The organism is Pseudomonas sp. FG29, from assembly GCF_057809355.1.
The window spans coordinates 132,724-145,952 of the sequence record NZ_JBMDJU010000004.1; the positions used below are offsets into that span (position 1 = coordinate 132,724).

Annotated in this window: 11 protein-coding genes; 8 read left to right on the forward strand and 3 right to left on the reverse strand. The window is 61.8% G+C overall.

Going from position 1 to position 13,229, the window contains the following annotated elements; all coding sequences use genetic code 11:
- Nucleotides 1-5: 5 nt before the first annotated feature.
- A complete protein-coding gene (locus tag ACODS1_RS07245) occupies nucleotides 6-1,100 on the forward strand; it encodes a glycosyltransferase (RefSeq protein ID WP_489085092.1) in 1,095 nt (364 codons plus the stop codon).
- Here the strand turns inward: ACODS1_RS07245 and ACODS1_RS07250 are convergent.
- Together ACODS1_RS07250 and ACODS1_RS07255 are read right to left on the reverse strand one after the other, a co-directional pair.
- Entirely contained in the window at nucleotides 1,097-1,705 is a 609-nt protein-coding gene (locus ACODS1_RS07250) for a protein kinase family protein (RefSeq protein WP_489085093.1), read from the reverse strand. The two genes, ACODS1_RS07245 and ACODS1_RS07250, sit on opposite strands and share 4 nt — an antisense overlap.
- A gap of 15 nt (nucleotides 1,706-1,720) precedes the next feature.
- On the reverse strand, nucleotides 1,721-2,758 hold the full coding sequence (locus ACODS1_RS07255; protein WP_489085094.1) for a hypothetical protein: 1,038 nt from the start codon (nucleotides 2,756-2,758) through the stop codon (nucleotides 1,721-1,723).
- Between the two features lie 82 nt (nucleotides 2,759-2,840).
- On the opposite strand from ACODS1_RS07255, the gene ACODS1_RS07260 reads away from it, so the two are divergent.
- The 7 genes from ACODS1_RS07260 (at nucleotide 2,841) to ACODS1_RS07290 (ending at nucleotide 12,416) form a co-directional block, all read left to right on the forward strand.
- Nucleotides 2,841-4,043, forward strand: coding sequence for an O-antigen ligase family protein (locus tag ACODS1_RS07260; RefSeq protein ID WP_489085095.1), 1,203 nt, complete (start codon nucleotides 2,841-2,843; stop codon nucleotides 4,041-4,043).
- Nucleotides 4,044-4,173: 130 nt separating this feature from the next.
- On the forward strand, nucleotides 4,174-6,003 hold the full coding sequence (msbA, locus tag ACODS1_RS07265) for a lipid A export permease/ATP-binding protein MsbA (protein WP_489085096.1): 1,830 nt from the start codon (nucleotides 4,174-4,176) through the stop codon (nucleotides 6,001-6,003).
- Entirely contained in the window at nucleotides 6,003-6,899 is an 897-nt protein-coding gene (locus ACODS1_RS07270; protein ID WP_489085097.1) for a GNAT family N-acetyltransferase, read from the forward strand. Before msbA ends, ACODS1_RS07270 begins: the two co-directional genes overlap by 1 nt.
- 4 nt (nucleotides 6,900-6,903) lie before the next feature.
- Nucleotides 6,904-8,286, forward strand: coding sequence for a PIG-L deacetylase family protein (locus tag ACODS1_RS07275; RefSeq protein ID WP_489085098.1), 1,383 nt, complete (start codon nucleotides 6,904-6,906; stop codon nucleotides 8,284-8,286).
- A 60-nt stretch (nucleotides 8,287-8,346) separates the two neighbouring features.
- Nucleotides 8,347-9,768, forward strand: coding sequence for a bifunctional D-glycero-beta-D-manno-heptose-7-phosphate kinase/D-glycero-beta-D-manno-heptose 1-phosphate adenylyltransferase HldE (gene hldE / locus ACODS1_RS07280; RefSeq protein ID WP_489085099.1), 1,422 nt, complete (start codon nucleotides 8,347-8,349; stop codon nucleotides 9,766-9,768).
- A gap of 142 nt (nucleotides 9,769-9,910) precedes the next feature.
- Nucleotides 9,911-11,191, forward strand: a complete 1,281-nt coding sequence (locus ACODS1_RS07285; RefSeq protein WP_489085100.1) for an acyl-CoA dehydrogenase family protein — start codon at nucleotides 9,911-9,913, stop codon at nucleotides 11,189-11,191.
- Nucleotides 11,192-11,204: 13 nt separating this feature from the next.
- The gene (locus ACODS1_RS07290; RefSeq protein WP_489085101.1) at nucleotides 11,205-12,416 is read left to right on the forward strand and encodes an acyl-CoA dehydrogenase family protein; all 1,212 of its coding nucleotides are present in this window, start codon (nucleotides 11,205-11,207) and stop codon (nucleotides 12,414-12,416) included.
- 43 nt (nucleotides 12,417-12,459) lie between these two features.
- Here the strand turns inward: ACODS1_RS07290 and ACODS1_RS07295 are convergent, their stop codons facing one another.
- Nucleotides 12,460-13,179, reverse strand: coding sequence for a PqiC family protein (locus tag ACODS1_RS07295; protein ID WP_489085102.1), 720 nt, complete (start codon nucleotides 13,177-13,179; stop codon nucleotides 12,460-12,462).
- Between the last annotated feature and the right edge of the window lie 50 nt (nucleotides 13,180-13,229).

Below are 13,229 nucleotides of genomic sequence, written 5' to 3' on the forward strand. Positions count from 1 at the left end.
CGCACGTGGATATCCTGAATATCATGTGGGGTGGAGGGAGCTCGTTCGTCTCCGTGCACAAGGTACATCGCGATATTCTGCGGTTCGTCGAGCCTGGTGCGGTCGTCGCGAGTCTCTTGTTGCAGGGTGGGGAGGCCCAGCCCCTGGCAGAAATCGGCGAGGTTTCGCGTCTTGAACTCTCTTCGGCACGCATCAAAGGGCGGGGTCTTGCTGCGCTCAGGCGCTGGTTTGATCGCCGCCGTCTTGCTGGCAGGCTGGACGTCTGCCAGCCACGGTTGGTGCTACTCGACGGCATCGGTGTGGCTGCATACGTGCTTCCATTGCTGGCAGCATTGAGCAGCGCGCGTGTAATCGTGCTTTTCCATGGCCACAGGCGGCTGAGGCCTGATCAGATCAGGCTTCTGCAGCGTTTCCCTTCCAAAAGGCTTGATCTGGTCGCGGTTTCAGCAACATTGGCGAGCGATCTGGAGCGCCAGATCGGGCGCAACGTGGCAGGCGTGCGTATCGCTCTGGAACCCACGTCGCTGCTTGCTTCGCTCAGAACGAGAGAAGAGGCCTTGCGGACTTTGGGTCTTGCAGAGGTGGCGAGCGGGCGTGTAATCGGTGCTGTAGGGCGACTGGTCAAGGACAAGGGCTTCGCTCTGCTGATCGAAGCAGCAGCTGGCTGGCTGAGGGGGCATCCCCAGGATCGCCTGGTGATAGTAGGGCAGGGGCCGGAACGAGAGGCGTTGGTCAAGCTGGCAGAGGCGCTTGGTGTCGCCGCGCAAGTTCATCTGCCCGGTCATGTGGCAGATGCGCCCAGCCTGTACCAGGCATTTGACCTGTTGTGCATTCCTTCTCGCCAGGAGGGCTTGGGGTTGGTGTTGCCTGAAGCCGTGATCGCCGGTGTGCCGGTGTTGGCGACGGATCTGCCGGTTTTTCGCGAACAGCTCGATGGTGACTTCGGCTTGCTTGCCCTTGATCAGCAGAGCTGGGAGGTTGCTCTGAACCAGTATCTGTCGGGCGACCTGGGTGCATTGGCGCGTGCGCAGCGCGCAGGCCTCGATCCCGAGCGCGCCTGGACGCGCTTCTGTGAGTTTTATCGGGCTTTATTGCGCTAGTTATCCAGAACAGCCGCGGTCAGTGCCGCCATCGGGAACTGTTTGGCGATGCCGAGATTCTCGAGTGGGCGTGAGAAATGGGCAAGGTTGCGTCTGGCTTTGGCTTTTGAAAGTGGTCTGCGCTGAAAACTGAGATCCGCAATGTCGATCAGGCCCAGTGAGCCTTCTGGCGTTCGCACGATATTGCCTAGGTGCAGGGATCGGAAATAGATGCCGAGGCGGTGCAGGTTCCGAATGAAGACGATCAGATCCGGTAAATGCTCGGAAAAGGCGTCCGGGTCATTCTGATAGCAGTCCTTGAGTGTTTTACCCTGCAACGGGCTATATAGCACCGCGCTCAGTGATGGAGCCTCCAACTGATAAAGCTCCAGCGGTGTGAGAGTGGGTACGCCCAGTGATTTGAGGCGCTTGGCATTGCGCCAGAAACGCTGCGAATAGGGCACCAGCAGCGCCGAGGAAAGCAGGCGCTTGCGCCTGAACACCTTGAGAAAATTGCCGTCGGCCAGCCTATACACCTTGGGGCCTAGACTGTCCTCTTCCATTACCTGCGCGCCGGTCGTCAGCTTGGCCAGCATGTCGTTAGTCAATATGTTCTTGATAGGCATGAATAGGCCGGACGTTCAGTTGGCTGCGAAACGGGCAAGTATATGAGAGTACAGGGCCTGATAATGGTTTCCGGCCAGCATTTTCAGCACAGGCTCATTGAGCCATAGCTGCAGCTCCCCGGCAGTCAATGGTCGTCCGAGTCGCTCCTGGGCATTGATGACGGCCTTGTCCCACCAGGCGCTGGCGCAGGCACGGTCGAACTCGTTGGGGTAGCTGTGGCAGCCATAAAGCAGTTCGCGGAAGAATTGTCGGCGCTCGCATGGAACCAGTCGGGTTACAAGCTTTTGCCAGCCACGGTATGGGTGAGGAGGGCGCGGCAAACGGTCATTCAGAAGGAGGGTGTCCTGCATTGCCTCCTGGCTGAGTGGGGCCATGTGATGTTTGCTGAACCAGGACTCCACCTTCGCGCGAAACTGTGCCTTACGGCTCCAGTAGTGATGAATCACATCGGTGCACGCATGGAGTTCCATCCGTCCGTGTGCGGCCAGGGCCAGGCAAAGCTCTTCCAGGGTATAAAGCTCTGGCGCCATGGGGCGCAACTCATCCATCCAGGCGATGGAGCGCTCCAAAAGGTTCTGATCGCTTTGCATGAGGCCTATGACCCCGGAATTGGTCTGGCGCAAACTCGTGAGCGGAAGCTTGGCTTGCTCTAGACGAGCCAGCATTTCTACAGGCAGCGACGAGGCTTCGCTGAGCGGTTGTCCTATCGCATTGCAAAGAAGTTTTCCCGGAGCGATGCGCTTGAACAGCGCGGCGGGTGACTTGCGAAAGAACGTATCGGTGTCAATAAGAACGGCCTTTTCGCAATTCTGCAAGGCCTCCTTGAGCACCATGTGCTTGATACGGAAGTGGTAGCGGTGCGGGCCGGACCAGCTCGGATCGATTGCACTGATCTGCACCGGGAGATTGTTGAAAAAGCTCGGGGCATCAGTGAATACCCGAATACTGAAAGGCTCGATGTGTTTGCATTCATTAGCGTGCGTCAGTGCACTGACAATGCTGAACACGCTTTCGCGTTGATAGGTTTCTGCACCGAAAGCCAGGTAAACCATTTGTGTAGCGTGAGTCATCGGGGGGAGCCAGTATCTTGATGGTGTGTAGAATACCATCCTCTCAATACAAGGCTGTCGTCAGATGGCTCATCTTACTGGAGTGAAGATGGTAGGCGCTCGCAGTACCTGGGCCGTTGGCGTCCTGTTCGTGGGTTATCTGTGGTTTCTCTTTGGCATTGTCTGGTCGCCTAGCAACAAACTTTACCAGCAAGGGCTGGTGTTATTGGTGTGGCTGCCGGCACTGGTTGCAGTGATTGCTCTGCACAAACAGTTGCGGCCGATCTGGTCGGCGAACAAAATTTTGCTGGGGTTGTTGTTGGCCCTGTTGAGCTGGGCGGCTCTGAGTACGCTTTGGACTGCAGCCGAAGCGCCGCTCAGGGAGCTCAAGCGGGTTGTCTACGTTGCCTTGTTTCTAGTTTCCTTTCTGATCCTGGCCGAGTTGCGCCCGACATTAGTATGGAAAGGCTTGGGCTTGGCATTTGTTGCGCTGGCCCTGTCCTGTCCGGTCAGTTTCTATCTGTTCTACGTGCAAGGCATGCATCCGCTAGAGGCAAGGTTGTATGGCATCGGGCAGGCTGGCCATCCCATCCTCGGTGCCTATGTGATGTCGTTGGCCGTCATGTGGGGGCTGCAGTTCATACCTCGTGAGCCTTGGCAGCGCCTCGTATGGAGTGCGTTGATCTTCCTGCTGATCGCATTTGTCGTGCTCGGGCAGAGTCGCGGTGCCATGTTGGCTCTCGCGTTGTCTCTGCTGTCCATGCCACTTTGGAGTGGCGGGCGCATCGCCTGGCTGGTCGCGCTGACTACCTGCGTCCTGGCGGTTGTTGGTGCGGTTCTGTTCATGCCGTTCATTCTGCAGCGGGGTTTCTCCTACCGCCCGGAGATATTCGCCTCCAGTGTGCAGATGATCATGGACAGCCCCTTGCTTGGTCTGGGAATCGGTTCGGACTACCGCGTATATACCGCTGATTACCCCCGAGGTTTCGATCATTCACACAATGCTTTTACTCACGCAGCCATTGAGCTCGGTATTCCCGGGTTGCTGCTCTGGAGTGGGCTGTGGCTAGCAGCTTTCCGTGTTGCCTGGCTGGGACGTACTTCGTGGGAAGGTCGTCTTTTGTTGAGCAGTCTTCTGGTCTCCTTTTTAGCACTGCAATTCGATGCTGCCAGCCTTTGGGGCAGCCCACGAGCAGAGTGGTTTGTCACCTGGCTACCGATTGGGCTATCGCTGGTCATTGCAGCTCGCCGCGCCGATGCTGGCGTCGGGCTAAAGAGACTCGATTGAGTCAAATTATTGTGCTCAAGGCTGCTATAGGGCATGGCATAAAAACTTCAGGGAGTGCTGAGGCGCGTAACAGGAAGCTACTGGTACAATCCGCCTCTTGCTAACCCTGCCAGCGCATGAGGCAAGCCGAATGGCCAATTCCAACCAGCAATCCAGCTTGAAGGTGTATCTGCGATTGCTGCGCTACGTGGTTCCCTATTGGGGCCTGTTCACCATCAGTATCCTTGGCTTCCTGATCTTCGCTTCCACCCAGCCAATGCTGGGCTACATCCTCAAGTACTTCGTCGATGGTCTGTCCAACCCGGAGGCCAGTCTATTCGCCGGCGTGCCCTGGTTGCTGGAATATGCGCCCTGGCTGGCCCATCTCAAGCTGCTGCAGGCCGTGCCGCTGTTGATCGTGCTGATCGCCCTGTGGCAGGGCATCGGTTCGTTTCTGGGCAACTATTACCTGGCCAAGGTCTCGATGGGCCTGGTGCAGGATCTGCGCATCGCGCTTTTCAACAATATGTTGACGCTGCCCAACCGCTACTTTGACAACCACAACTCCGGTCACCTGATCTCGCGTATCACTTACAACGTGACCATGGTCACCGGTGCGGCGACCGACGCGATCAAGGTGGTGGTACGCGAAGGCATGACGGTGGTGTTCCTGTTCGCCACGCTGCTATTGATGAACTGGAAGCTGACCTTGGTGATGCTGGCCATCCTCCCGGTAATTGGTGTGATGGTGACCAGTACCAGCCGGAAATTCCGCAAGCAGAGCAAGAAGATCCAGACCAGCATGGGCGACGTCACCCATGTCACCTCTGAAAGCATCCAGGGCTACCGAGTGGTGCGCAGTTTCGGTGGTGAGGATTACGAGAAGCAGCGTTTCCTCGATGCCAGTGAGGAGAACAAGAACAAGCAGTTGAAGATGGTGCGCACCGGTGCGGTGTATACGCCGTCGTTGCAACTGGTGATCTACAGCGCCATGGCGGTGTTGATGTTCCTCGTGCTGTGGTTACGTGGTGATTCCTCGGCGGGTGATCTGGTGGCTTACATCACGCTCGCCGGTCTTTTGCCCAAGCCGATTCGCCAGCTGTCTGAAGTGAGTTCGAACATTCAGAAGGGTATTGCGGGCGCCGAAAGCATCTTCGAGCAACTCGACGAGGAGCCCGAAGTGGATCATGGCACGCAGACGCGTGAGCGTGTCAGCGGCCAGCTCGAGGTGCGTGACCTCAGCTTCAGTTATCCGGGAACCGAGAAGCCGGTGCTGGAGAACATCTCCTTCGTCGCCGAGCCAGGGCAGATGATCGCGCTGGTCGGTCGCTCAGGCAGCGGTAAGTCGACCCTGGCCAACCTGATTCCGCGCTTCTATCACCATGATCAAGGGCAGATCCTGCTAGACGGCTTGGATGTTGAGGATTACACCCTGCGCAACCTGCGCCGGCATATCGCGCTGGTCACCCAGCACGTCACCCTGTTCAACGACAGCGTGCGTAACAACATCGCCTACGGTGATCTGGCCGGTGCACCGCTCGAGGCCGTGCAGCAGGCTGCCGCCGATGCCTATGCCGCCGAGTTCATCGAGAAAATGCCGCAAGGTTACGACACCCTGGTCGGTGAGAACGGTGTGTTGCTCTCCGGCGGTCAGCGTCAGCGCCTGGCCATTGCTCGCGCCCTGCTCAAGGATGCGCCGCTGCTGATTCTCGACGAGGCCACTTCGGCGCTGGATACCGAGTCCGAGCGGCATATCCAGGCAGCACTGGATCAGGTGATGCAGGGCCGTACCACGCTGGTGATCGCGCACCGCCTGACTACCATCGAGAAGGCCGATCTGATTCTGGTGATGGATCAGGGGCAGATCGTCGAGCGTGGCAGCCACGCCGAACTGCTGGCGCAGAACGGCTACTACGCGCGCCTGCATGCCAAGCAGTTCGAGGAAGGCGACGAGTCCGTCGTGGCCGAGCAGAACGCCTGATGTTGAGTCGTCTGCAATTCTGGCGTGAGCGTGGCTGGGCACCGATTTCCGCTGCTGACTACGCCGAGGCCTGGGCGCGTTTTGGCGGCAGCGTCGCCACCCATCCCGAGGTGGTCGCGCGTCTGGCTGATCTGGCCGGTATCCCGGTGCGTTACCTGGCGTGGAAGGTCGATGGCGAGCTGCAAGCCGCTATCCCGACCTGGGGGCGGCATCTGGCCTTGTCCAAGGATGTGCTCAAGCAGCAGGGCAAGCGCGGTCTGTTCGATCTGGGTAATGCCGAGATCATTCTGCCGCTAGCAACTGGTGCGCAGGTTGCGCTGCGCCATCGGGTGCGCTACCTGTCCGAACTCAATGCGGCCGGGCTCATCGGCATCAGCGAGCAGCCCGAAGGCCTGGCGCTGGCCCGTGAGCCGGAGCAATACAGCAAGAAATTCCGTTACAACCAACGCCGTGAGCAGCGCCTGCTGGAAGAGGCGGGCGGGGTGATTCGGCCGATGCTGGAGCTGAGGCCCGAGGAGCAGGCACGCATCTATGCCGACCTGTTCCAGCGTCGTTGGGGCTTCGAGGCCACCGGCAAGGATCATCTGGCGGAGGTGTTCGGCCTGTTGCGTGAGTTCATGACCGGTTCCTTGATCTATCTGAACGACGAGCCGGTGGCGATCCAGGTGCTCTACCGTGTCGAGGCGCCGCAATGGATCAGCCTGGAGTACATCAACGGCGGGGTTGATCCGCAGCAGCGTGAGTTCAGCCCCGGCAGCGTGCTCAGCTTCGTCAATACGCAAAGCGAATGGGAACAGTCGCGGGCGCTGGGCAAGCCGCTGCGCTATTCCTTCGGCCGCGCCGACCGCGAATACAAGGATCGCTGGTGCAATCGGGTACCGGTCTATCAGGTGTGAGGCCATGAACGGACGCAAGCAACAACTGCTCAAGCGCCACCGGCGCAACAAGCGCATCGCCATGCTGGTAGCCCTGCTGGCCTTGCTTGTGCTCGGTGTGCTCGTCGCCTGGTGGCTGCCGCCTCTGCTGCTGGTGCTGGGTTGGGTGGCGCATGAGGCCTGGTTCGCCGACCATCTGTTCTATTCGCCGCGCGACGATTACCGCTACGACTTCCCCGATGATTGCCTCAGCGTGCCGGTGCGTATCGAGCAGGGGGCGCTGCAGGTCGAGGCCGATCTGGACGGCTATGACACTCAGGTACTCGAACTGCGCCTGACGGCGACCTGGCTGGGGCGCTGGTTCGATCCCCATGTGTGGCTGGGTGATGATCGTCAGGACTTCGAGCGTGGCGTGGCCGGGCGTCGCTATCTCAATCTGTCCGGTTTGCAGGCCAACGGTCTGCGCATCGTTCCACGCTTTTGCCGCATCGATGGCGAGCTGCGCCTGCATGTCATGCGCAACCCGGACTATGCCGCGCAGCGCATGCTGATCATCGCGCCGCATGCCGACGATGCCGAGCTGGCGGCCTTTGGTCAGTACAGCCGCTCGTCCGACACCGCCATCGTCACCCTGACTCAGGGTGAGATCGAGGCCGAAAACTATCAGCGCCTCGGCCTGGATCAGGCTGCCGCCGCTCGCCTGAAGGGCCGCCTGCGTGCCTGGGACAGCCTGGCCGCGCCGCTCTGGGGGGGCGTGCCGCAGCAGCGCTGCGTGCAGCTCGGCTACTACTGCCTGCAACTGACGGCCATGGCCGAGCAACCGCAGGTGCCCTTCGGCTCCCGTGAGTCAGGGGAAAGCGATGTGCGCCCTGTGCGCCGTCACAACCCGCTGACTCTGCCGGCCGATGCCGACGGCCAACCGACCTGGAACAACCTGATCGCCGACCTGGTGGCGGTGATCGAGCATTACCGCCCCGAAGTGCTGCTGACGCCGCATCCGCAACTCGATCCGCATCACGATCATGTAGCCAGTACGCGTGCCCTGCTCGAAGCCTGCGAGTGCAGCGGCTGGAAGCCGCAAACCCTCTTGCTCTACGCCAACCACCTGCATGACAACGATCGCTGGCCGATGGGCCCGGCGGGCAATGGCATCGCCTTGCCGCCGGCGATCACGGCGCTGCCGGCCGACCGCCTGTGGAGCCCGCCGCTGGATGCCGAGCGGCAACTGGACAAGGCCATGGCGCTGGGCCTGCAGCATGACCTGCAAGGCCCGCTGCCGCTGAAAAGGCGTCTGCGTCGCCTGATTCAGTGGGCCCTGGCCGGGCGCCGCTGGCCGGCCACGGGCGAAGATGAGTTCTTCCGCAAGGCCGTGCGCCGGCATGAGTTGTTCTGGGTTCGCCCGCTCTGAGCAGCCTGCCATATTCGTCATGCTATGATTTTTCCGTTTTTCTCCCCTTCTGGAGCCATCATGAAACTGACCATGCCCCGCTATGACCAAGCCGCCGTTCTGGTGGTGGGCGATGTGATGCTCGATCGCTACTGGCATGGCGGCACGTCGCGGATTTCCCCGGAAGCTCCGGTGCCCGTGGTGCGTGTCGACCAGATCGAGGATCGCCCAGGTGGCGCCGCCAACGTGGCGCTGAACATCGCGGCGCTCGGCGCGCGCGCCCTGCTGGTCGGCGTGACCGGCGAAGATGAAGCCGCCGACAGCCTCAGCGACAGCCTGCGCGGTGCCGGTGTGGAAACGCATTTCCAGCAGTTGGATGACCAGCCGACCATCGTCAAGCTGCGGGTGATGAGTCGTCACCAGCAACTGCTGCGCATGGATTTCGAAGAGCTGTTCAACACCGACACCGCCGCCCTGGCGCGCGATGTTGATGCGCTGCTCGATGGGGTCAAGGTGCTGGTGCTGTCGGACTACGGCAAGGGTGCGCTGCAGAACCATCAGGCGCTGATCCAGGCTGCACGCAGGAAGAACATTCCGGTGCTGGCCGACCCGAAGGGCAAGGATTTCTCCATCTACCGTGGCGCCAGCCTGATCACGCCGAATCTGCACGAGTTCGAAACCATCGTCGGCGGCTGCGTCGATGAGGCCGAACTGGTCAGCAAGGGTGCCAAGCTGATGACCGAACTGGAGCTGGGCGCCCTACTGGTGACGCGCGGCGAGCATGGCATGACCCTGCTGCGTCCGGGGCATGCCCCGCTGCATCTGCCGGCCCGTGCCCGTGAAGTGTTCGACGTCACCGGTGCTGGGGACACGGTGATCTCCACCCTGGCGGCTTCCATCGCCGCTGGCGAGGAACTGCCGAACGCTGTGGCCCTGGCCAACCTGGCGGCCGGCATCGTGGTCGGCAAGCTCGGCACGGCAGCCATCAGCGCGCCAGAGCTGCGCCGCGCCGTACAGCGCGAGGAAGGTTCCGAGCGCGGCGTGCTGAGCCTGGATCAACTGCTGATCGCCATTGAGGACGCCCGGGCTCACGGCGAGAAGATCGTCTTCACCAATGGCTGCTTCGACATCCTCCATGCTGGTCACGTGACCTACCTGGAGCAGGCCCGTGCCCAGGGCGACCGCCTGATCGTGGCGATCAACGACGATGGCTCGGTTAGCCGTCTGAAAGGCCCGGGTCGTCCGATCAATGCTGTCGACCGTCGTATGGCGGTGCTGGCCGGCCTGGGTGCGGTGGACTGGGTGGTGAGCTTCAGCGAGGACACCCCCGAGCGCCTGCTCAAGCAGGTACAGCCCGATGTACTGGTCAAGGGCGGTGACTATGGCATCGACCAGGTGGTCGGCGCCGATATCGTCCAGGCATACGGCGGTGAGGTGCGCGTGCTCGGTCTGGTGGAGAACAGCTCCACCACCGCAATCGTCGAGAAGATTCGCAGCAAGTGACTCTGGCAGCGCATTGATCGCGAATCAAACGCAGCGCTGCCCCTGTTGACCCGATTGCCGCAGCGCTGCGGCTTGACGGTCATAGGCGCTCGCCAGTCGGCGACGCATCATCGACGGCATCACCCGCGAGGAGCGAGATGCCATGAGTGTCGATGTACAGGGCCAGGCCCTGAGCGTACTGAGCAAGCTGGCCCAGGCCGACTGGCCGGATCGCCTCAACCTGCGCAAACCCTTCGAGAAGTTCGTCTTTACCGGCAGCCGTGCCAGCTTTCGCCTGATGGCCGAGCGTGCGTCGACGCGGCCGCGTACCGCGCCGGCCAGAACCGATGATCTCTTCGACTTGTCGCTTTCCGAAGAGCAGCAAATGCTGGTGGACATGCTCCAGGGCTTCGCCCTGGACGTATTGCGCCCGGCAGCGCATGAGGCCGATGCCGAGGCGCGAGTGCCGGCGGCGTTGCTCAATCAGGCGCAGGAGCTGGGGTTGGCCCACTATGGCGTCGGCGAAGCGCAGGGTGGCCTGGCCAGTGAGCGCACCGTGCTGAGCAATGCGCTGATCGCCGAGAGCCTGGCTCAGGGCGACTTCTCGTTGGCTGCCTCGTTGCTGATACCGCTCTCGGCGGCCAATTGCATCCGTCGCTGGGGTTCGCCGGCGCAGCAGGGCGAATGGTTGCCTGCGTTCGTGGGCGAAGCCGGGGCACCGGCCTACGCCCTGGCTGTGACGGAACCGGCCATACTGGCTGATCCCAAGCTGCCGGCCAGCCGTGCCCGCAAACGCGGCAAGCATTACATCCTCGATGGCGAGAAGGCACTGGTACTCGGCGGCCTGCAGGCCAGCCGTCTGATCGTCGCGGCCAAAGCGGGGGATGGGCCGGCGCTGTTTGTGGTCGACGCGGCGAGCAAAGGCGTCAGCCGCCGCGCCGAGCCGGCCATGGGGCTCAAGGCTTGTGGTCTGGCGCGCATCCAGTTGAAAGGCGTGAAGGTGCCGGCCAGCCAGCGCCTGGCGGGCGCCGATTTCGACTTTCAGGCCTTTCTCGATTACTCGGCGCTGGCCTTCTGTGCGCTGGCCGTCGGCACGGCGCAGGCTGCGCTGGATTACGTGGTGCCTTACTGCAACGAACGCCAGGCGTTCGGCGAGCCGATCAGCCATCGTCAGGGCGTCGCCTTCATGATTGCCGATATCGCCATCGAGCTGGAGTCCATGCGCCTGATGCTCTGGCGCGCCTGCGCGCTGGCCGAGAGTGGCCAGCCATTTCACCGTGAGGCCTATCTAGCCCGCCTGCTGTGTGCGGAGAAGGCGATGAAGATCGGCTGCGATGCGGTGCAACTGCTCGGTGGTCATGGTTTCACCCAGGAACACCCAGTGGAGCGCTGGTATCGCGATTTGCGCAGTGTCGGCGTGCTCGCCGGCGGTTTGCACCTTTGAAAGGAAGGCCAGCATGAACCTGGAAACCCCGAAGAAATTCCGTGGCCTGCAGCATCAGGCTCATCAGGTCGCGGCACGTTACCTGCGGCCGATCTCACGCAAGTACGACAAGGCCGAGCATGCCTATCCCAAGGAGCTGGACATGCTCGCCGCCTTGCTCGACGGCATGAACGCCGGCTCACCGGATGCCGTCGGCGCCGGTTCGGCGAGCAAGCGCGGGGCCGCCCGCGAGCAGCAGGAAGGCATCCGCAACGGCGGCAACATGGCAGCGTTGCTCGGCGTGATGGAGCTGTGCTGGGGCGATGTCGGTCTGCTGCTGGCCATGCCGCGTCAGGGCCTGGGTAACGCCGCCATCGCCGCCGTGGCCAACGACGAGCAACTGGCGCGCTTCGGCAAGACCTGGGCGGCCATGGCCATCACCGAGCCGAGCTGTGGGTCGGATTCGGCTGCCATTCGCACCACGGCGGTCAAGGACGGCGATCACTACGTGCTCAATGGCGAGAAGATCTACGTCACCTCCGGCGAGCGTGCCGACGCGGTGGTGGTCTGGGCCAGCCTCGACCGCAGCCTCGGCCGGGCGGCGATCAAGTCGTTCGTGGTGGAGAAGGGCACGCCAGGCATGACTGTCACCCGTCTGGAGAAGAAGCTCGGCATCAAGGCTTCGGATACCGCCTCGATCAGTTTCAGTGACTGCCGGGTGCCGGCGGCCAACCTGCTTGGCAACGCCGAGATAGACGTGCAAAAAGGCTTCGCCGGGGTGATGGAAACCTTCGACAATACCCGACCGCTGGTGGCTGGCATGGCCGTCGGCGTGGCCAAGGCGGCACTCGACCGCACCCGTGCGCTGCTGCGCAAGGCTGGTATGCGGCTGGATTACAGTAAGCCGCTATTGAGTGTCAGCCATGCCGAAGCCACCCTCTATCGTCTGGAGGCAGAATGGGAGGCCGCGCGGCTGCTGACTCTCAAGGCGGCCTGGATGGCCGACAACAAGCTGCCCAATTCCAAGGAGGCGTCCATGGCCAAGGCCAAGGCCGGGCGCGTAGCCAGTGAGGTCACCCTCAAATGCGTCGAGCTGGCGGGTGTCATGGGCTATGCGGAGGACGAACTGCTGGAGAAATGGGCGCGCGACTCGAAGATTCTCGACATCTTCGAAGGTACCCAGCAGATCCAGTTGCTGATCGTCGCCAGACGACTGCTCGGCAAGGGATCGAGTGAGCTGAAGTAGCGACGAAATAGCCATGAAAAAGCCCGCATTCGCGGGCTTTTTCTTAGAAGCGGAAAACTTCCTTATCGATCTTGATGGGCTCGGCCACCGGGATCTTCGGCACCTGTGGCGGCGCCTGAACTTCCGGTTTGGAGGGGGCTGGCTTCCTCCGTACAACTGGCGCCGGTTGTTCGACCAGCGCTACCACCGGCTGGATGGCCACTGCCAATTCGGCCGCCATGCGCTGCAGCAGAACGCTCTGCGCCTTGACCTGCTGCGGCAGGCTACCGTCGTGTTTCTCTTCCAGGTGGATCAGGCGACTGTCACGCAACTGGCCGCGGCGGTCGAGCAGTCGCCATTGCGCTTCCAGCACGGCGGGCTCGCTGGGGCCAGAGTCGAGGCGGGTGATGGTCAGCATCACTTGCGCATCGGCGCTGAAACCGGGCGCTGGAGCCAGTACCAGGCGTTGGCTGTCGAGACGCCAGGCCAACTGACGCAGCAGTTGCTGGTCGATATCGTTGGCCAAGCCACTGGCCCAGCGCGCATTGGGGGCGGCCACCAGGCTGCCGTCCGCCTGGCGTTGCAGCAGATTGCCGTTGCGCAGGTAGTCGGCGACGCTGACGGGCCCGACCAGAACTGCAACGCCGTTCTGCTGGTTCGGTGCCACCGCTTCGCCGGCATCCAGCTGGTAGAGCGGTACCGGCTTGGGTTGCAGCAGGCTACAGCCACTCAGCGTCAGCAGAGAGGCCAGGAACAGGCCCAGGGGGCGTACTACGGTCATCATCAGATCCCGGCAGCCAGGATGAAGGCTGCACATCAATAGCATTTCATGCC

What these genes read in the sequence shown, in the direction of transcription:
- ACODS1_RS07260 (WP_489085095.1), top strand. Translation starts at nt 2,841, where the DNA reads ATGGCTCATCTTACTGGAGTGAAGATGGTAGGCGCTCGCAGTACCTGG.
- ACODS1_RS07250 (WP_489085093.1), bottom strand. Translation starts at nt 1,705, where the DNA reads ATGCCTATCAAGAACATATTGACTAACGACATGCTGGCCAAGCTGACG.
- ACODS1_RS07270 (WP_489085097.1), top strand. Translation starts at nt 6,003, where the DNA reads ATGTTGAGTCGTCTGCAATTCTGGCGTGAGCGTGGCTGGGCACCGATT.
- ACODS1_RS07285 (WP_489085100.1), top strand. Translation starts at nt 9,911, where the DNA reads ATGAGTGTCGATGTACAGGGCCAGGCCCTGAGCGTACTGAGCAAGCTG.
- ACODS1_RS07290 (WP_489085101.1), top strand. Translation starts at nt 11,205, where the DNA reads ATGAACCTGGAAACCCCGAAGAAATTCCGTGGCCTGCAGCATCAGGCT.
- ACODS1_RS07295 (WP_489085102.1), bottom strand. Translation starts at nt 13,179, where the DNA reads ATGATGACCGTAGTACGCCCCCTGGGCCTGTTCCTGGCCTCTCTGCTG.
- ACODS1_RS07255 (WP_489085094.1), bottom strand. Translation starts at nt 2,758, where the DNA reads ATGGTTTACCTGGCTTTCGGTGCAGAAACCTATCAACGCGAAAGCGTG.
- ACODS1_RS07275 (WP_489085098.1), top strand. Translation starts at nt 6,904, where the DNA reads ATGAACGGACGCAAGCAACAACTGCTCAAGCGCCACCGGCGCAACAAG.
- hldE (WP_489085099.1), top strand. Translation starts at nt 8,347, where the DNA reads ATGAAACTGACCATGCCCCGCTATGACCAAGCCGCCGTTCTGGTGGTG.
- msbA (WP_489085096.1), top strand. Translation starts at nt 4,174, where the DNA reads ATGGCCAATTCCAACCAGCAATCCAGCTTGAAGGTGTATCTGCGATTG.